The following is a 16762-nucleotide window of genomic DNA, read 5'->3' as shown; positions in this document are numbered from 1 at the left end:
TCATGGGCGAGGCTTTCATCGAGCTGGACCGCGTCGAGAAGGTCTTCGACGTGCGCAAGAAGACCGGGTTCATGAAGCGGGAGCGGCGTGAGGTGCGGGCCGTCGACTCGATCTCCTTCCGGGTGGCGCGGGGTGAGATGGTCGGGTACATCGGGCCGAACGGCGCCGGGAAGTCGACCACGATCAAGATGCTGACGGGCATCCTGACGCCGAGCGGGGGCCGGCTGCGGGTGGCGGGCATCGACCCGTCCCGGGAGCGGTCGCGGCTCGCGCACCGGATCGGGGTGGTGTTCGGGCAGCGGACGACGCTGTGGTGGGATCTGCCGCTGATCGACTCGTACAAGCTGATGCACCGCATGTACCGGATCCCGGACGCCCGGTACCGCGAGAACCTCGACCGCTGTGTCGAACTCCTCGAACTGGCCGACCTGTTGGACGTACCCGTGCGCCAGCTCTCGCTGGGCCAGCGGATGCGCGGCGACATCGCGGCGGCGCTGCTGCACGACCCCGAGGTGCTGTACCTGGACGAGCCGACGATCGGCCTCGACGTCATCTCCAAGGCCAAGGTGCGGGGTTTTCTGCGGGAGTTGAACTCCGAGAACGGCACGACCGTCCTGCTGACCACGCATGATCTCCAGGACATCGAGCAGCTCTGCTCACGGGTGATGGTGATCGACCACGGGCGTCTGATGTACGACGGTCCGCTCGCCGGCTTGCACGAGGCGGGGGAGAGCGAGCGGATCCTGGTGGTGGACCTGGAGCGGGAGCTGCCGCCCATCGAGGCGGCCCCTGCCCGGGTGGTGAAGGTGGAGGGGCCCCGGCAGTGGCTGGCGTTCCCCGCGGGGGCGTCGGCGGCGCCGCTGGTGGCGCGGATCGCGGCGGAGTATCCGCTGGTGGACCTGTCGGTGCGGGAGCCGGACATCGAGGCGGTCATCGCCAAGATGTATGCCGAGCGGGCGACCGCATAGTGCGGGAACGTTCGAACTCGTAGGCTTCTGCGTATGACGGACGACGAACTCCCGGACCTTCGCGCATCCGACGCCGACCGTGAGCGAGTGGCCGAGATCCTGCGGGACGCCCTCGCGGAGGGCCGTCTCGACATGGAGGAGTTCGAGGAGCGGCTGGACGCGACGTACAAGGCGCGGACCTACGGTGAGCTGACACCGATCACCCGGGATCTGCCGACCGCGCCGGGCCCGGCGGTGAACCTGTTCAAGGAGCCGGTCGCGGACGGGAGTTGGGCCTCGCGGATCACGGGCGGCGAGGGCTCGTCGACGTGGGGCGTCGCCGTCATGGCCGGGTTCCAGCGCAAGGGGCGCTGGACCGTGCCGAAGCGGTTCACCGGCTTCGCCTTCTGGGGCGGCGGCGAGATCGATCTGCGGGAGGCGAACTTCGCGGACCGTGAGGTCGAGATCAACTGCGTGGCGATCATGGGCGGCATCGAGGTGATCGTGCCGCCGGGCGTCGAGGTCGTCGTGCGCGGGCTCGGGATCATGGGCGGCTTCGACGAGCGCGCGCACGAGGAGCCGGACGATCCTCAGGCCCCGCGGGTGATCGTCACCGGGCTCGCGCTGATGGGCGGCGTCGAGGTGTACCGGAAGCTGCCCAGGGCGGAGCGGCAGCGGCTGAAGGAGGAGCGGCGGCAGGAGCGGCTGGAGCGGAAGAACGCGCGCCGGGAGCTGGGCTCTTCCCGCCACGATCCGCTCGACCTCCACGATGTCCACCGTGACGCCATGGATCAGGTCCGCGAGGCGATGGAGGAGCACCGCGAGCTGCGCCGGGAGAGGCGGGACCGGCGGCGGTACGAGGACTGACGTCCGGGGCCGTACGAGGCTGACGCCCGGGGCTGTACGAGGCTGACGCCCGGGGCTGTACGAGGCTGACGCCCGATGGGCGGTACGAGGCTGACGCCCAGCCCGGCCCCGCCCTACAGCTCCGCCGGTGCCGAGCCCGTCAGGTCCTCCAGGTCGAAGGCCTCCGCCATCCGCGCGTACCCCTTGTCGCTCGGGTGGAGACGGTCCCCCGAGTCGTAGTCGGACCGCAGTCTCCTCGGGTTGTACGGGTCCCTGACGGCCTCGTCGAAGTCCACGACCGCGTCGTAGACCTTGCCGTCGCGGATCGCGGCGTTGATCCGCTGCCGGACGTCCTCCCTGGCCCCCGTGTATCCCCGGTGGCCCTGGAAGGGCATCAGGGTCGCGCCGACGACCTTGATGCCGCGGGCGTGGGCCTGGCGGACCATCGTGCGCAGGCCGTCGAGGATCTTGTCGGGGTCGGCGAGGCTCGGGTTGCGGAGGATGTCGTTGACGCCGAGGTCGATGACGACGACCTTCACGTTCGTACGGCCGAGCACGTCCCGGCCGAAGCGGCCCAGGCCGCTCTGGTTGTCGGCGGGGCGGCCGAGGCCGTTGGCGAGGACCTGGTTGCCGCTGATGCCCTGGTTGACGACGCTGTAGCGGGGCAGGTCGCGGCCGGCCTCGATCGCGGTGCGCAGCCGGTCCGAAAGGACGTCGGTCCAGCGGTGGTTGGCGCCCTCGGTGGAGGTGATGCCGTCGGTCAGCGAGTCGCCGAGGACGACGACCGTGCCGTCGGACTCGTTGCTCAGCACGTCCAGCGCGGTCAGGTAGCGCCAGTACGGGGTCTGTTCGGTGTACGCCGTCCCCGTCACGTCCTCGGTGAGGTCGCCGGCGGCGACGTAGGAGATCTGGCGGGCGTGCGGGTGGTAGGTGACCGGCCCGGACCGCGTGGGGGAGTACGTGGTGACCAGGACGTCACTGCCGTACGCGATGGCGATGCGGACCGCGTCGCTCATGACCTGGCCGCCGGCCGGGACGACGACCGTGGTGTTGCCGCCGAAGGTGAGGCGCCGCATCGTCTGCGCGGTCGCGGCGGCCGTGTCGCTGCCCGCGGCGATGGCGATCGACGCGTGGGTGATGGTCAGTGGCGACTGGCCGTAGAGGTTGGAGAGCGTGATGCGGGCACTCGTACCGCCTATGGAGGCGTGCACGACATTGCGCACCGAGCGGCCCGCCATGCCCTCGGCCTCGGTGCCGGGCTCGGCGCCCGCCGGGGAGGTGGACCATGCGCCGACCCAGGTGCCGGTGGAGGCGGGGGCGGCGGGGTTGTGCGGGGCGGCGCCCTGGGCGACGGTGTTGCGCTGGTCGGTGCTGCCGTCGTCGGCGGCGACACCTACGTATATGGCGGCGGAAAGCGCCACGATCAGGGCGACGATCGCGGAAAGCAGGGCATAACCACTACGCCTGGTCATGCGGTGCATATCTCCTCGGGCAGACGGGAGCCCGAGGCTCCGATGTGATCACCTCATGATGCGTCATGCGGTGAGGGGTGTTTGAACAGACCCCCCATTGGGCCACCGGAGTTCAGGAGTGAGCTCCCCCCTACCTGACAGACGCCGGGAACTCCTGTTCCGTTCCAGGAGTCGGTCATGAAGGGACAATGTGTACCGGGGATCACGAACGGGTGGAGTGGATGGAACGCACGAAACCAGACGAATCGGATACCGCTGACGTAGAGCAGCATGCCCGTCCGGTCGCCGCCGGTAACCGCGCGATGACCGCGTTCAGCGCCGCCGACGAGGAGAAGCAGCGCGGCGTACGCCGGATGAAGCTCACGGCGGCCGGGCTGCTGCTGTTCGTGGCGGTCGTGTACGTGCTCGCCGAGGTGGCCTCCGGGCAGGGAGCGGGTGCGTGGGCGGGTTATGTCGCCGCGGCCGCCGAAGCGGGGATGGTGGGTGCGATGGCGGACTGGTTCGCGGTCACGGCCCTCTTCCGTCACCCGCTCGGTCTGCCCATCCCGCACACCGCGATCATCCCGAACAAGAAGGACCAGCTCGGGGTCTCCCTGGGCGAGTTCGTCGGGGAGAACTTCCTCTCCGAGGACGTCGTACGCCAACGGCTGCGAGCGGTGGGCATCGGCAGCCGGCTGGGCGCGTGGCTGGCGGAGCCCGAGCATGCCGACCGGGTGACGGCGGAGCTCTCGGCGGCACTGCGCGGGGCGCTGACCGTGCTGCGGGACTCCGATGTGCAGGCGGTCGTGGGGGAGGCGATCACCCGTCGGGCCGACGCGCAGGAGATCGCGCCGGGCATCGGGAAGATGCTGGACAAGATCGTCGCGGACGGCGGACACCGGCGGGTCGTGGACCTGGTGGTGACGCGGGCGCACGACTGGCTGGTGCTCCATGACGAACAGGTCATGGACGCGGTGCAGGGCGGCGCGCCCGGCTGGACCCCTCGTTTCGTCGACAAGAAGGTCGGCGAGCGGGTCTACAAGGAACTGCTGCGGTTCGTGACGGAGATGCGGGACATGCCCTCGCATCCGGCGCGGGGTGCGCTGGACCGCTTCCTGACGGACTTCGCGTCGGAACTGCAGTCCGACACGGACACGCGGGCGCGTGTCGAGCGGCTCAAGGGTGAGGTCCTCGGGCGCGGCGAGGTCCAGGACCTGATCGCGTCCGCCTGGACCGCCGTACGGTCGATGATCGTCTCCGCCGCCGAGGACGAGCGCAGTGAGCTACGGCTGCGGGTGCGGGCGTCGCTGCTGTCGCTGGGGGCGCGGATGGCGGTGGAGCCCCGGCTGCAGGCCAAGGTCGACGGGTGGGTCGAGGGGGCGGCGGTGTACGTGGTGACGACGTACCGCCGGGAGATCACCCTGCTCATCACGGACACGGTGGCGGGCTGGGACGCCGAGCACACGACGAGGAAGATCGAGGCTCATATCGGACGGGATCTGCAGTTCATCCGGATCAACGGCACGGTGGTGGGTTCGTTGGTGGGGCTGCTGATCTATACGGTGTCGCGGGCGCTGGGGGCGTAGGGCGGGCGTACTTCGGGCGCGGGGCAGGCGCGGGTCGGGGTTCTGACGGGCGTAGGGCGGGCCCTTTCCGGGCACCCGGCCCGGGTTCTCACTCGATGAGGAGGAGGGAGCCCATGACCACTGCCGAGGCCGAGACGGGCCGGACCGTGACGTCGAACATCCCCGCCAGACTCGACCGCCTGCCATGGTCGCGCTGGCACTGGACGATCGTCATCGGACTGGGCACCGTGTGGATCCTCGACGGCCTGGAGGTGACCGTCGTCGGCAACATCGCGGGGAGGTTGTCGGAACCGGGGAGCGGGCTGCCGATCTCCTCCGGTCAGGTGACCGGGATGGCGGCGGCCCTGTATGTGGCGGGGGCGTGCGCGGGGGCACTGTTCTGGGGCCGGCTGACGGACAAATGGGGCCGCAAGAAGCTGTTCATGATCACGCTGGCGGTGTATCTCGCGGCTACCGCGCTGACCGCGTTCTCCTTCTCCACCTGGTGGTTCTTCGCGTTCCGGTTCCTGACGGGGTTCGGAATCGGGGGCGAGTACGCGGCGATCAACTCGGCCATCGACGAGCTGATCCCGGCTCAGTACCGGGGGCGCGTCGACCTCATGATCAACGGAAGCTTCTGGCTGGGTGCGGTGGGCGGTTCGCTGCTGTCGATCGTCGCGCTGGACACGTCCGTGTTCGCGAAGGACGTGGGGTGGCGGCTGACGTTCGCGCTGGGCGCGGTGCTGGCGCTGGTGATTCTGCTGGTACGGCGTCATGTCCCGGAGAGTCCGAGGTGGTTGCTGATCCACGGGCGGGACGAGGAGGCGGAACGGATCGTGTCCTCGATCGAGGAGCGGGTGGAGGCGGATCGGGGCGAGCCGTTGCCGCCGCCGTCCCCGGACGCCGAGCTCACGATCCATCAGCGGCGCAGCGTGACGTTCGTCGAGATCGGCCGGACCGTGTTCTCGAAGTACCGGCGGCGGGCGGTCCTCGGTTTCGCTCTCTTCATCGGACAGGCGTTCCTCTACAACGCGATCACCTTCGGCTTCGGGGCGATCCTGACGACCTTCTACGACGTCCCGACCGGCAACACCGGCTACTACTTCGCGGTGATCGCGATCGGCAACTTCATGGGCCCACTGTTGCTCGGCAAGCTGTTCGACACGGTCGGCCGCCGGGTGATGATCTCGTCGACGTATCTGCTGTCGGGGTTGCTGCTCTTCGGCACGGCCTGGCTGTTCGACCGCGGCGCGCTGGACGCGACGACGCTGACCGCCTGCTGGTGCGCGGTGCTGTTCTTCGCCTCCGCGGGCGCGTCGAGTGCGTACCTCACGGTCTCCGAGATCTTCCCGATGGAGACCCGCGCCATGTCGATCGCCTTCTTCTACGCCCTCGGCACCGCAGCGGGCGGCATCAGCGGCCCCCTCCTGTTCGCCGACCTGACCGGCACGGGCCACGTCGGCGACACCGTCCTCGCCTTCCAGATCGGCGCGGCCCTGATGTGCATCGCGGGCCTGGTGGCCGCGGTGTTGGCGGTGAAGGCGGAGCGCCGATCGCTGGAGGACGTCGCGCGTCCACTGACGGCGGTGGCTTCGGGGGCGCGGTCGGCTGCGGTGTGAGTGGGGGATGCCTGCGGCGGCCTGCGCGGGTCAGGTGGGGGCGTGCGTCGCGCATGGCGGTTCGTTGGGGGTCGGTGCCGCACCGGGGGGTGTCCGTCCTCGGTCGGGCGGTGCTGTTCTCTGGGGTAGTGCGGCGGGGTCGAAGGGGCGGCAGCCCCTGGAGGATGGGACGGGTAGGGGCGGCGGGGGCGAGAACCGCCCGGGTGCGTGCTACTCGGCGGTGCCGCGGCGGGCCTTGTCCCGGCGGCGGAGCAGGAGCAGGCCTCCCGCGACGGCAGTGATGCCCGCCGTGGCGCTCCAGGCGACGACGTCGGTGGACCCCGTGGCCGCAAGGTCCTTACCGGAAGCAGGAGTCGCGGAAGCGGACGCAGACGCGGACGCGGAGGAGCCGGTCTGCGGGCGAGGGTCCGGTGCCGCACCGGACGCCGTGGCGGACGGGCTTGCGGACGCCGTCGACCTGTCCCGCGTGAATGCCAGTGTTCCGAACCCCAGTTGGTCGTACCCCCCACTGTTGGGCCCGTAGTCCCCACCCCCACCCTCCGGCCCGGACTTCGCGGCGATCCGGGTGAGGTACGAGGCGGACAACCCCCGCCGCTTGGTGTAGTGGTTGGCGATCATCGCCCAGATGGGCCGGGTCATGGCGGGATCGACACCCGCGGCCCCGGCCACCGTCTCCGACCCCGACCAGCCGTTGACGGCCCCCTTGGCACGCGTGTTCGCGGTGAACGGCACCTCCCCACCCATGCTCCACTTCGCCACGTACTGCGCCCCCTTGAGGAAGCGGCTGTCGTCATAGCCGTACAGATCGATGCCCTGGTTCCACGCCATCTCGCAGAACGTGCCCATCAGCCCGACCCCAAGCAGCGCATGCCCCTGATCACGCCCCGCCTCCAACCACTCGGCGAGCCCGTCGTCGTGCACGACAGGTATCGCGTTCTTGACAGAGCCGAGCCCCTCGCCGTGCTTGAAGTAGTCGACCGCACGGCCGACTTGGGCCTTGTCGTCGCAGAAGACGCCGGTGGCCAGCACGCAGGCCATGGCGGCGAGGTCCCAGTTGGTCCAGTAGTTGGACACCACCGCGCCGTTGTGCTTGACGAGGAAGCTGTCACTGAGCGGCGCGAAGACCCCGGACAGCATCTCCTTGAAGCGGTCGAGCTCGAAGTCCGGGTGGTCACGAACGAGTTCGGCGGCGTTGGCGATCTGGTAGCCGTACAGCCCGGCGGCGAGGAACCGGTCCGCGTTGCCGGCGAGCGTGGTGAGCTTGGCCGACCAGGCGTTGAGGATCGCCACGGCGGTGTCGGCGTGGGCACCGTCACCGCTGACGTGGTGGCGCAGAGCGTTCTGATACGCGGCGTGGATGTCGTTGTAGAGGATCGTGTAGTTCTGGCCGGAGCCGCCGCGGGTGATGGTCGCCTGCGGGTTGGGCGTCCAGCCGCTCTGCGCATGCCGGTTGGCCGTCAGCCGGGCGTACCCGGCGGTGTAGGGCGCGGCACCCGCTCTCACCTTGGACTTCATACGGGCCAGGTCGGCGCCGGTGTGCAGCAGACCCGGGTGCGCGTACCCGGAGCCGGCGGCCGAGGCGGGCGGCGCCAGCAGGGTCGTACCGACACCGAAGGCTCCGACGGTACCGACGGCTCCGGTTGCCTTGAGCATGGTGCGGCGACTGATCAGTGAAGTCGAAGTCACGTGCGTCATTCCTCGCGTGCCTGTGGCTGGGGACGGTCAGGAGACGCGAGGGTGGGAGCGGAGATAACAGAAAGTCGACGGCGACTGCGAGGAGACGTACCCATGACCGTCCGCCGGATCATGCCCGACTTCCAGGTCGAGTCGCAGGAGGAGATGAAGGCCAGCCGTGACTTCTACGGCCTCCTCGGCTTCCGCGAGGTGATGGACATGGGGTGGGTGGTCACCCTCGCCTCACCCGCCAACCCCACCGCCCAGATCAGCTTCTTCACCGAGGAACGCACGGCCCCCGTCGTGCCCGACCTCAGCGTGGAGGTCGAGGACGTTGACGCGGTGTACGCGCAGGTCGTGGCCGCGGGCGCGGACGTCGTACGGGAATTGCGGGACGAGGAGTGGGGCGTACGGCGCTTCTTCGTGCGGGACCCGAACGGGCAGGTGGTGAACGTGCTGACGCACCGGAGCTAGCCGCCTGCCGGTGCGGGCTCCCAGTCCGGGCAGTACTCGACGTGCATCAGGGGCACCGAACGGTCCAACAGGCCGGAGGACGGGTGCAGTTCGGCGCACGCGTGCCCGTCGAACCTGCGCCACCGGATGTCCCAGCCGGGCCCCGTGTCGGCCAGGTCGAGGAAGTCCGCGGCGGCGTCCGCGAAGGGCAGGGCGCTGCCGCTCAGCACGAGGGTGTCGGCGGCGGTGGTCAGCCGGACCCGGTCGCGGAACTCGGCGTGATGGGCACCGGTGACGGGGCGGTTCTCGGTGGCGGGGAAGTCGGCCCGGCGGAATTCGACCGTGTGCGGGCTGCCGTGCCCCAGCCGGGCCCGGACCGCCTTCCAGCGGGAGGCCGGGAACTGCCGGGAGTGATGCACCAGCAGCAGGTCACGGGCCTGATGCGGCTCGAGCGGATGGGGACCCACAGGCCGCTCGCCGCGATTTCGCAGCGGCACGTGCACCAGCGAGCGGGGTGAGCGGGCGGCCAGCAGCCAGGCCGCGGCCAGCTCCGCGGCGGCCTCCCGGTCCACCCGGAAGTCCAGCCAGTGCCCGGTGTCACCGCACAGCGCACGGTGCAGCCCGGTCGTACGCAGCACCCGGTATTCCTCCGGACCGAGCCGCACCCGATGCTCCGTGATCCCCAGTCTCATCCCGCCCATTCCCCTCGTGTCGGACGGGACGGTACCGGCGAAGGCCCGTTCAAGGCGCGCGATATAAGCGCTGGGCGCTTCTGCCGGAGAGGTGACGACGAGCGCCCCTCAGCCCTGCCGGTCCGCCACCGCCCACGACGCCAGGGCCACCGCCCCCGCCACTCCGAACACCGCGGGCCAGGCGCCCACCTTCTTGGCCAGCGGATGCGACCCCGCGAAGGCGGCGACATACGCGGCCGTCAGCGCACCCGCGGCCTTCCCGCCCGCCTGCTGCCGCCACTGCTGCGCGGCCGCGGCCCCGGCGACCGCCAGCACGACCCCGCCCAGCTGCCGTTTCCCGGTCCAACGGGCCACGCCGTACCCACCGACGAGCCCGCCCGCCGCGACCACCGCACTGGGAACCTTCGCCATGCCTGCCTCCTGAGAACTGACGTGACTCGCGCTACCCCGTACTGCTCGTACTGCTCGTACTGCTCGTGCGACTCCTGGCGATCACGTTCGATATGTCCCGAGGCTAACGCCGCCCCCGGAAGACACTCCTACCGGCCCTCCTGCCGAGCCCCGCGCCTGCGGGTGCGGAGCTCCGTCGCGTATCCCGAGCCGACGGCGCACCCGGCGGCGGTGAGGGCGAGGCCCAGGGCGGCGGGATTGACGTACCCCGGCACGTCACCGTTGTCGTAGCTCCCGCCGTCGCTGGTCTCGCACACGAACCCGAGCGGCAGGTAGCTCACCGACCAGTCGACGATCTCGATGCCCTGTTCGTGCCGCTCCCACCAGCCCGGCGTACGGCAGGACTGGGGCGGGGCCGAGTCCGTACCCCCGTCCTGCGCAGTCATGATCGCGCCGATGACCCCCAGCAGCCCGAGGGCGTAGAGGGCGACCGCGGCGGCACCGGCTAGCGCGGCGAGGCTGCGGAGTATCACCGGGAGGCCGGATCGCCGTATGCCACGGTCGGCCAGGCGGCCGAAGCCTTTCCCGGTGAGCGCGACGGCCGTGATCGCCGCGATCACGAACAACAGCAAGCTCAGCCAAGCCATCGCGCCCCCTGGTGTGATCTCCTGAACGCCGAGTCCAACAGCGCTCGATCTCTACGGCTGTGGCGGAGCCCACAGTTCCGGCAACAGGGCGGTCACAGAAGACGGGCAACCAGTCATAGAAGACGGGCGGCCAGTCACAGGAGACGGGCCGCCTGGCGCCTGCCGCGGAAACGGGCCGTCACAGAGAACCGGGGGGCACCCTTGAGCCACGTCACCATGTACGACGGCACGCGGATCGCTTACCGCGACCACCCCCGCCCCGGCGCGCCCCGCACCGCCCTCCTCCTGCACGGCCTGGCCGGCCACATGGGGGAGTGGGACGCCCTGATCCCGCGCCTCCTCACCTCCGGTTTCCGCGTGGTGTCGTACGACGCCCGCGCGCACGGCGCCAGCACCCGCCGCCCGCCCGAAGTGACCCGCGCGTCCTACGTCGGTGACGCGGCGACCCTGATCGAGGAACTCGCGCTGGGACCCGTAACCCTCATCGGGCAGTCCCTCGGCGGGCATACGGCGATGCTGCTGGCGTCCGCCCGCCCGGAACTGGTGGACGCGCTGGTCCTCGTAGAGGCGGGTCCGGCCGGTCCGAGTCCGGACGTACCGGCGCAGATCCGGGGATGGCTGGACGGCTGGCCGACGCCGTTCCGGACCCTCGCTGAAGCCGCGGACTTCCTCGGTCACGAGGGGTGGGCGAGGGAGCTGGAGGAACGCGCGGACGGCTGGCACCCGCGCTTCGACCGGGACCGCATGGTCGACTCGCTGGCCGAACTGGCCGAGAACGCCTACTGGCAGGAGTGGTCACGCATCACCTGCCCGACACTCGTGGTCCAGGGCGAGAACGGCACGATGCGTCCGACGGAGGCCAACGACATGCGGGAGCTGCGCCCGGACACACGGGTGACGGTGGTGGCGGGGGCTGGTCACGACGTCCACCTGGAAGAGCCGGAACAACTGGCGGAGGCCGTCGAGGAGTTCACGAGGTCCGTGGGATACGACTCGAACCGCCGCTGACGTGTTTGCCGGACGATGACGAGGATCGCGCCATGGATGTCTTCCTGACCACCGAACGGCTGCGGCTGCGCGCCTTCACCGAGGCCGACGCCGACGCCTTGTTCGTGCTGGACAACGACCCGGACGTCATGCGCTACCTCAACGGCGGCAAGCCGACCTCCCTCGACGCCATCCGCACCCGTTCCCTCCCTCACCTCCTCCACGACTACCCCTGCCTCGGCACCCGCGGCTTCTGGGCCGCCGAGGAGAAGGCGACGGGTGTCTTCCTGGGATGGTTCGAGTTCCGGCCACTGGAGGAGCACAGTGCCGAGGTCGTGGAGCTGGGCTACCGGCTCAACAAGGCCGCCTGGGGCCGGGGTTACGCCACCGAGGGCTGCCGGGCGCTGATCGGCAAGGGGTTCGGCGAGCTGGGCGTGCAGCGCGTCACAGCGAACACGATGACGGTCAACGCGGGGTCCCGGCGGGTGATGGAGAAGGCGGGGCTGAGGTTCGTACGGGGGTTCAGCAGTGAGTGGCCGGAGGCGATCGAGGGGTCGGAGCACGGGGAGGTCGAGTACGAACTCACCCGCGCTGACTGGGGGCGTTGAGGGCGCCCGTCGGTCAGCTCGTGCGCCGCACGTCCTGGCACTCGACCTCCGGGGAGCCGCCGTACGCCTCGATGGTCGTCCTCGTGCCGGTGGTGCTGCCGGACAGGCACAGCTGGCCGCCCATCACGCGCAGGTCGAGGGTGAACTCGACGTGGTCGGCGGCGCGTTGGGGCGTGTGGACGCGCTCTTCGATGTAGCCGAGATCGTGCAGTGCCTTGGTCACCTGTGTCGCGGTCGGGTCGGGGGTCTTCTTGAGGGCCTTGGTGATGCGGTCGACGTGGAGAGGGGCCTCGCACTTCTCCACGGAGCTCAGTTTCGTCTCCTTCTTGGCGTCCTCGGGATCCCTGGGCTCGCTGGTGGGTACCGGTTCGTCCGGCAGGGGCAGGGGCTCCTCGGGCGGGACCGTGCCGCCGAGCTCTCGCTCCTCCAGCTTCTCCTGCTCCGCCAACTCCTCCGGCGGAAGTGCGGTCGGGAGATCCGACGGCAGGCACGGCTCGGCGATGTCGAGGAGGAGTTCCATGAACGGGAGGAAGTCGGCGCCCTCGGTCTCCTCGGAGGCGGAGGCGGAGGCGGAGGCGGGGGTGGGGGCGGCGGGGGAAGCAGGGAAGGCAGCGACCCGGCCCTCGGCTCGCGCGGCAGACCCCTTGTCTCCCGCCTGCTCGGTCCCGCAGGCGGCAAGTCCCAGCACACACAGCGCCGACAGTGCTGCTGACAGCGTCGTACGGCCGAAAACGCTGTTCTTCCTGGCGGGTCCGGTAAGTCGTCGTCTCATGCCCGAAGTCTGTGCCTGATCGACAAGCCGGGCATGAGTACTCCTACTCAAAGCGGGCCAGGGAAAGAGGCGCCTCACCCCGGCGCACCCTGCAACTTTGTAGGTAGACCCCGAAGCCGACATGGACCACGTTGGACAACGACCCGGCGCGGGTGACACGGGCGACACGGGCGACACGGGCGACACGGACCAGAGTCTGTGCCATCTGGCCATCTCGAAGACATGGGGGAACAACACATGCGCAATCGACTGAAATTCGGTGCTGTAGCCCTCGCCGCGGCGTTCGGCGCGGTCATCGCCGTGGGATCACCGGCGGCCGCCGACGACGAGTTCTGGACGCGTAGCTGCGGCTCCAAGTACTACGCCTTCTCCGACGAGTACACCTCATGGACCAAGAAGTACTCGGGTGGCGACTGCTCGGGTCACGCCTGGGTCCGTATCAAGGTCAACGGGAAGTGGCAGGGCTGGAAGCATGCCTCCGGAAAGATGACCATCGAGAACAGCGCCGGGAACACCGAGCTGAGCGAGCACAAGGGGTGCGCGGACTGCAAGGTGTACTTGCTGATCCCCTGACCGACCTGACCGACCTGACCGGTACGCGACGGCCGGGGCGATGGATACCGCACCGGCCGTCCGCGGAGACCGCAGGTGTCAGAGCTGACCGGACTCGGCGATGGTGATCTTCGCCGAGGTCGCGCCGTTGCCCGAGCCGAGCGACTCGATCTTCTTGACGACCGCCATGCTGGCCTCGTCGGCGACCTCGCCGAACACCACGTGCTTGCCGTCCAGCCAGCCCGTCACGATCGTGGTGATGAAGAACTGCGAGCCGTTGCTGTTCGGGCCCGCGTTGGCCATCGACAGCAGGCCCGGACGGTCGTGCTTGAGCTTGAAGTTCTCGTCGGCGAACTTCTCACCGTAGATGCTCTTGCCACCCGTGCCGTTGCCCCGGGTGAAGTCGCCACCCTGCAGCATGAAGTCCGGGATGACCCGGTGGAAGGACGACCCGGCAAAGCCGAAGCCCTTCTCGCCGGTGGCCAGCGCGCGGAAGTTCTCCGCGGTCTTCGGGACGACGTCGTCGAAGAGGTTGAAGTTGATACGGCCGGCGGGCTCGTCGTTGATGGTGATGTCGAAGTAGACCTTGGTTGTCATGGGTCTATCCTGCACCCTCGTGCTTGAGCTGCCGTAATCGTGGGGGCGGGTGCGTCGTGGTGCGGGGTGGCTGACCTCAGGCTGGTCCCGCAAGCGGCCTGTCACACCCCTGGCGCCCACTGCGCGAAGACATCGACGGGCACCGCTTGTGCAGGTAGATCGTGATTCCACCGGCGGAGGACGAGACCTTGTCGTGTTCGTCGTAGGTCTCACCGGCCACGATTGCCCGGTCACATCGTCCGCAGATCACCGTGACGCCCCCTTTTCCAGGCAGCTTTCCAGCTGTCGTGCAACGGTCGGGCTGCCGGACACATCTGGTCCGGGGCTTTGCGGCAGTGGTGGCAGCCGAGGCAGTGACTGACCAGAGCGTCGAACGCATCGACAACCTCATGGGCCGGTTCCGCACCCATCAGCGTCGCTCCGTCCGCGGGCCGTAGTGCGCTTCGGCCGCTGCGTGGAACGCCTGACGCAACTGGTCCACCGGTGTGAACGGACGATCAGGAGGTGGCGGCACCGTCCAGTGCAGGTGCATTTCCTTGGCGCCGAGCGGTGGAACGACGACGTAAGTGGCAGTTCCGCACACAGTTGTCTCTCGTACGTTCCACCCGGTCGTCGATGACGGCTTGGTCAGGAAGTAGTGAATGCGGCTCCACGGATCGCAGATCACCGCCCCCGACGCGTCACCGAGCAGGGTCAGCGCGGCTCGCCCAAGAGTCTGGCCGGCTCGAATCGCCTCGAAGTGCGTACCTGCCTCGACGTGCCAGACCGTTCCCAGGGGCGGCAGCCATGGCAGATTCCCGTGCGGTCGAGCGATGCTCACGCCACCCTTGATGAGGGTGGGCGGCGCGAACGGGATCGCCTCAGACATCCCTGTTCCCATCTGCTGGTCCCGACGTGTGGGACAGATGGTCACAGCCTGCAAGGGGCACAAGTACCCCGGCGAGGGGTACTACGGGGAGATCAGTTTGCGGCGCACCACTCGGCGAACCCGGTGAGCGCCTCCGAGTCGGTCCGCTTCAACCGACGGAGCGTGGAGGCGTCTTCACGGACCCAGGGGTGTTCTCGGGTGTGCTGCGGGGCGATCCGACGGGCCAGTTTCAGGGACTCGAACGCGTGATCCGCGAGCCCGGCCCAAAGTTGCGCTCGGGCCAGTTCGATGTAGAAGCCTGAGCGTCGTTCAGCCGGTAGTTCGGCGGGTGGCTTCCAGTCGTGTGCGGCTGTGAGAGCACGATCGACGTGGTCGTCTCCGAGGCTGACGGCCACGGACACTTCATGGATGCGGACGGTGTCGGGTCCGAATGCCGTCCCGCGGTAGACGGACTCGGGCACATGGTCCGCGAGGGCCCGAGCTTCGGCGAGGTGAGTTGCTGAGGCCGTGGCGGCCCGTGCCCGCCCGGCGATGACCGCGGCCCTCATGTGGAGAGCGCCCCTCGCAGCGATGGCAGGCACCGTGCTCGGGACGGGCGCCGAGTCGATGGCGTCCTCGAGCGTGCGCAGCCCGGGAGCATGAGCGTGTGCGGCGAAGAAGATCTCCGTACGCACGTAGGCGACGGTTGCGGCCAGGAGGGGATCGTCGGCGTCGGGGGCGGCCCAACGCATCAGTTCGACGAGACGCGCGGACAGGTCATGCGCACCGAACTTGAAAGCCACGGCGTCCGCCGCACGGTAGGCCGTGACCAAGAGCGCGGCCGGCTCGCGCCGCTCGTGGGCGGCCGATCCGTGATAGGCGCGAGCAAGTTCGGCGAGCAGGTCGGGGAGTTCGCGGACGATGCGCGTGTACTGGGCTGCAAGGCGCCAGCGAGAGGCCTCGGCGACGGCAGCGCGAAGCTCGCCTAGGGGGCGGACCGGACCGACGTCCGGGACGTCGTAGGCGGCGATCGCCGCTGAGAGGGCGGGCAGCGCTTCGCGAACTCGAGTGTGCACAGGTCCGCGGTCGACGCGCAGACGGCTCGGATCGACACCGAGAGCCGCCGCGAGGGCTTCCAGCGTGACATCGGTGACGCCACGTTCTCCTCGCTCGATCTTGCGGATGGTGCCGAGGGCGACGCACGCGGCGTCCGCGAGCTGCTGCTGTGTCATCTTCGGGCGCATGACGCTGCGGTAGTAGGCGAGTCGCCTGCCTACCCCACCGTCGGCGTGTGCGGACATACAGGCTCCAGTACGAGTCGTCTGCTTCGAACCGTACTCGTGTGGATACGCGGCGTGTTCGCGAATGGCTTCTCTGGTCCTGATCGGTGAGATCTTCCCTGTAGTCCTCAGCTCGCGACGAGCGTGGTGAGCTGACTGAGGTGTTCGATCCGCCAGTCGGCCGCCGCCCTCAACTCCGGGTCGTCCGCCCATAGATGGCCCCACGGCCCGCGACGGATGTGCGCCGCCCGTAGTCCGGCGGCTTTCGCCGGGAAGATGTCATTGGCCGGGTGATCACCGACGTACACCGTCACGCTCGGCGCGGCCCGGGCCACTTCCAGGACGCGCTCGAAGAACTCCGGGTGCGGCTTCGCCACGCCCCAGTCCCCGGACGTGACCACGAGGTCGACGGGCAGATCGAGGTCGCGCAACAACTCGCCGGCGCGAGAGGTCTGGTTCCCGGCGACGATGACCCGGACGCCGAGCTTGCGCAGCCCGGACAGGGCCGGACGCACATCGTCATACAGATCCGTCTCGTCGAGGAACTCGCCCCGGCCGGCCGTCTCACGGGCGTGGTACTCGGCCGCCACGTCGATGCCGGGGCGAGCCAGCCGTAGGGCGTCCGCGTTGTCACGGCCCTGAGCGACGACGGCTCCCACGAGGGCGGAGAGGGTGTGGCGGGGGATGTCCAGCCAGTCCGCCCAGGAGTGCCAGTAGCGGTCGTCGCGGGTGATGGTCTCGCCTACGTCTAGGACGATGGTTTCAATCACCCTGCGGACCCTACGACGTCGTGCTCTGGACCCAGGGAACATGTCGGACACCCCGCGGCCGGCCG

The 16762-nt window shown here is 69.5% G+C and carries 18 protein-coding genes; 8 read left to right on the top strand and 10 right to left on the bottom strand.

The features are described from left to right. Window positions 1–2 precede the first annotated feature (2 nt). Window positions 3–968, top strand: coding sequence for an ATP-binding cassette domain-containing protein (locus tag OHU89_RS20015; RefSeq protein ID WP_405654572.1), 966 nt, complete (start codon window positions 3–5; stop codon window positions 966–968). 33 nt (window positions 969–1001) lie between these two features. Further along, window positions 1002–1814 carry a DUF1707 domain-containing protein gene (locus OHU89_RS20010; RefSeq protein WP_405644711.1) on the top strand — a complete coding sequence of 271 codons (813 nt, stop codon included), beginning with the start codon at window positions 1002–1004 and terminating at the stop codon, window positions 1812–1814. A 113-nt stretch (window positions 1815–1927) separates the two neighbouring features. Here the strand turns inward: OHU89_RS20010 and OHU89_RS20005 are convergent, their stop codons facing one another. Next, entirely contained in the window at window positions 1928–3265 is a 1338-nt protein-coding gene (locus tag OHU89_RS20005; protein WP_405644710.1) for an SGNH/GDSL hydrolase family protein, read from the bottom strand. Window positions 3266–3453: 188 nt separating this feature from the next. On the opposite strand from OHU89_RS20005, the gene OHU89_RS20000 reads away from it, so the two are divergent. Together OHU89_RS20000 and OHU89_RS19995 are read left to right on the top strand one after the other, a co-directional pair. After that, window positions 3454–4830 (top strand): DUF445 domain-containing protein, encoded by a 1377-nt coding sequence (locus OHU89_RS20000; RefSeq protein ID WP_405644708.1) that lies wholly within the window; start codon window positions 3454–3456, stop codon window positions 4828–4830. Between the two features lie 113 nt (window positions 4831–4943). Beyond that, the gene (locus OHU89_RS19995; RefSeq protein ID WP_405644706.1) at window positions 4944–6428 is read left to right on the top strand and encodes an MFS transporter; all 1485 of its coding nucleotides are present in this window, start codon (window positions 4944–4946) and stop codon (window positions 6426–6428) included. 210 nt (window positions 6429–6638) lie between these two features. Here the strand turns inward: OHU89_RS19995 and OHU89_RS19990 are convergent, their stop codons facing one another. After that, entirely contained in the window at window positions 6639–8081 is a 1443-nt protein-coding gene (locus OHU89_RS19990) for an alginate lyase family protein (protein ID WP_405654570.1), read from the bottom strand. A gap of 135 nt (window positions 8082–8216) precedes the next feature. On the opposite strand from OHU89_RS19990, the gene OHU89_RS19985 reads away from it, so the two are divergent. Then, a complete protein-coding gene (locus OHU89_RS19985) occupies window positions 8217–8576 on the top strand; it encodes a VOC family protein (protein WP_405644704.1) in 360 nt (119 codons plus the stop codon). Here the strand turns inward: OHU89_RS19985 and OHU89_RS19980 are convergent. The 3 genes from OHU89_RS19980 to OHU89_RS19970 all read right to left on the bottom strand — a co-directional run bounded on the left by OHU89_RS19980 (window position 8573) and on the right by OHU89_RS19970 (window position 10284). Beyond that, window positions 8573–9247 carry a hypothetical protein gene (locus OHU89_RS19980; protein WP_405644702.1) on the bottom strand — a complete coding sequence of 225 codons (675 nt, stop codon included), beginning with the start codon at window positions 9245–9247 and terminating at the stop codon, window positions 8573–8575. The two genes, OHU89_RS19985 and OHU89_RS19980, sit on opposite strands and share 4 nt — an antisense overlap. Window positions 9248–9355: 108 nt before the next feature. Continuing rightward, entirely contained in the window at window positions 9356–9658 is a 303-nt protein-coding gene (locus OHU89_RS19975) for a hypothetical protein (RefSeq protein WP_266826492.1), read from the bottom strand. A gap of 128 nt (window positions 9659–9786) precedes the next feature. After that, a complete protein-coding gene (locus tag OHU89_RS19970) occupies window positions 9787–10284 on the bottom strand; it encodes a hypothetical protein (protein WP_405644700.1) in 498 nt (165 codons plus the stop codon). 201 nt (window positions 10285–10485) lie between these two features. Between OHU89_RS19970 and OHU89_RS19965 the strand changes: the two genes are divergently transcribed. Next, window positions 10486–11292: an alpha/beta fold hydrolase gene (locus OHU89_RS19965; protein WP_405644698.1), complete on the top strand. Its 807-nt coding sequence runs from the start codon at window positions 10486–10488 to the stop codon at window positions 11290–11292. A 32-nt stretch (window positions 11293–11324) separates the two neighbouring features. Beyond that, entirely contained in the window at window positions 11325–11879 is a 555-nt protein-coding gene (locus tag OHU89_RS19960; RefSeq protein ID WP_405644696.1) for a GNAT family N-acetyltransferase, read from the top strand. 13 nt (window positions 11880–11892) lie between these two features. Here the strand turns inward: OHU89_RS19960 and OHU89_RS19955 are convergent, their stop codons facing one another. Beyond that, window positions 11893–12651, bottom strand: a complete 759-nt coding sequence (locus OHU89_RS19955; protein ID WP_405644694.1) for a hypothetical protein — start codon at window positions 12649–12651, stop codon at window positions 11893–11895. A 237-nt stretch (window positions 12652–12888) separates the two neighbouring features. Between OHU89_RS19955 and OHU89_RS19950 the strand changes: the two genes are divergently transcribed. Continuing rightward, complete coding sequence (locus OHU89_RS19950) at window positions 12889–13224, top strand: hypothetical protein (RefSeq protein WP_405644692.1); 336 nt, start codon at window positions 12889–12891, stop codon at window positions 13222–13224. A 78-nt stretch (window positions 13225–13302) separates the two neighbouring features. Here the strand turns inward: OHU89_RS19950 and OHU89_RS19945 are convergent, their stop codons facing one another. From OHU89_RS19945 to OHU89_RS19930, 4 genes are all read right to left on the bottom strand, one after another. Continuing rightward, entirely contained in the window at window positions 13303–13800 is a 498-nt protein-coding gene (locus OHU89_RS19945) for a peptidylprolyl isomerase (protein ID WP_405644690.1), read from the bottom strand. Between the two features lie 409 nt (window positions 13801–14209). Beyond that, window positions 14210–14668, bottom strand: coding sequence for a hypothetical protein (locus tag OHU89_RS19940; protein WP_405644689.1), 459 nt, complete (start codon window positions 14666–14668; stop codon window positions 14210–14212). 92 nt (window positions 14669–14760) lie between these two features. Beyond that, window positions 14761–15948 carry a helix-turn-helix domain-containing protein gene (locus OHU89_RS19935; protein WP_405644687.1) on the bottom strand — a complete coding sequence of 396 codons (1188 nt, stop codon included), beginning with the start codon at window positions 15946–15948 and terminating at the stop codon, window positions 14761–14763. A gap of 107 nt (window positions 15949–16055) precedes the next feature. Next, window positions 16056–16697, bottom strand: coding sequence for an HAD family hydrolase (locus OHU89_RS19930; protein WP_405644685.1), 642 nt, complete (start codon window positions 16695–16697; stop codon window positions 16056–16058). Window positions 16698–16762: the final 65 nt, after the last annotated feature.

The organism is Streptomyces sp. NBC_00019 (assembly GCF_045041015.1).
Classification (GTDB): domain Bacteria; phylum Actinomycetota; class Actinomycetes; order Streptomycetales; family Streptomycetaceae; genus Streptomyces.
Note: the sequence above shows the minus strand (reverse complement) of the source record. Positions and strands in the feature narration are given on the sequence as shown.

What these genes read in the sequence shown, in the direction of transcription:
- OHU89_RS19960 (WP_405644696.1), top strand. Translation starts at nt 11,325, where the DNA reads ATGGATGTCTTCCTGACCACCGAACGGCTGCGGCTGCGCGCCTTCACC.
- OHU89_RS20005 (WP_405644710.1), bottom strand. Translation starts at nt 3,265, where the DNA reads ATGACCAGGCGTAGTGGTTATGCCCTGCTTTCCGCGATCGTCGCCCTG.
- OHU89_RS19940 (WP_405644689.1), bottom strand. Translation starts at nt 14,668, where the DNA reads ATGTCTGAGGCGATCCCGTTCGCGCCGCCCACCCTCATCAAGGGTGGC.
- OHU89_RS20000 (WP_405644708.1), top strand. Translation starts at nt 3,454, where the DNA reads ATGTGTACCGGGGATCACGAACGGGTGGAGTGGATGGAACGCACGAAA.
- OHU89_RS20015 (WP_405654572.1), top strand. Translation starts at nt 3, where the DNA reads ATGGGCGAGGCTTTCATCGAGCTGGACCGCGTCGAGAAGGTCTTCGAC.
- OHU89_RS19980 (WP_405644702.1), bottom strand. Translation starts at nt 9,247, where the DNA reads ATGAGACTGGGGATCACGGAGCATCGGGTGCGGCTCGGTCCGGAGGAA.
- OHU89_RS19955 (WP_405644694.1), bottom strand. Translation starts at nt 12,651, where the DNA reads ATGAGACGACGACTTACCGGACCCGCCAGGAAGAACAGCGTTTTCGGC.
- OHU89_RS19950 (WP_405644692.1), top strand. Translation starts at nt 12,889, where the DNA reads ATGCGCAATCGACTGAAATTCGGTGCTGTAGCCCTCGCCGCGGCGTTC.
- OHU89_RS20010 (WP_405644711.1), top strand. Translation starts at nt 1,002, where the DNA reads ATGACGGACGACGAACTCCCGGACCTTCGCGCATCCGACGCCGACCGT.
- OHU89_RS19995 (WP_405644706.1), top strand. Translation starts at nt 4,944, where the DNA reads ATGACCACTGCCGAGGCCGAGACGGGCCGGACCGTGACGTCGAACATC.
- OHU89_RS19935 (WP_405644687.1), bottom strand. Translation starts at nt 15,948, where the DNA reads ATGTCCGCACACGCCGACGGTGGGGTAGGCAGGCGACTCGCCTACTAC.
- OHU89_RS19990 (WP_405654570.1), bottom strand. Translation starts at nt 8,081, where the DNA reads ATGCTCAAGGCAACCGGAGCCGTCGGTACCGTCGGAGCCTTCGGTGTC.
- OHU89_RS19975 (WP_266826492.1), bottom strand. Translation starts at nt 9,658, where the DNA reads ATGGCGAAGGTTCCCAGTGCGGTGGTCGCGGCGGGCGGGCTCGTCGGT.
- OHU89_RS19970 (WP_405644700.1), bottom strand. Translation starts at nt 10,284, where the DNA reads ATGGCTTGGCTGAGCTTGCTGTTGTTCGTGATCGCGGCGATCACGGCC.
- OHU89_RS19985 (WP_405644704.1), top strand. Translation starts at nt 8,217, where the DNA reads ATGACCGTCCGCCGGATCATGCCCGACTTCCAGGTCGAGTCGCAGGAG.
- OHU89_RS19945 (WP_405644690.1), bottom strand. Translation starts at nt 13,800, where the DNA reads ATGACAACCAAGGTCTACTTCGACATCACCATCAACGACGAGCCCGCC.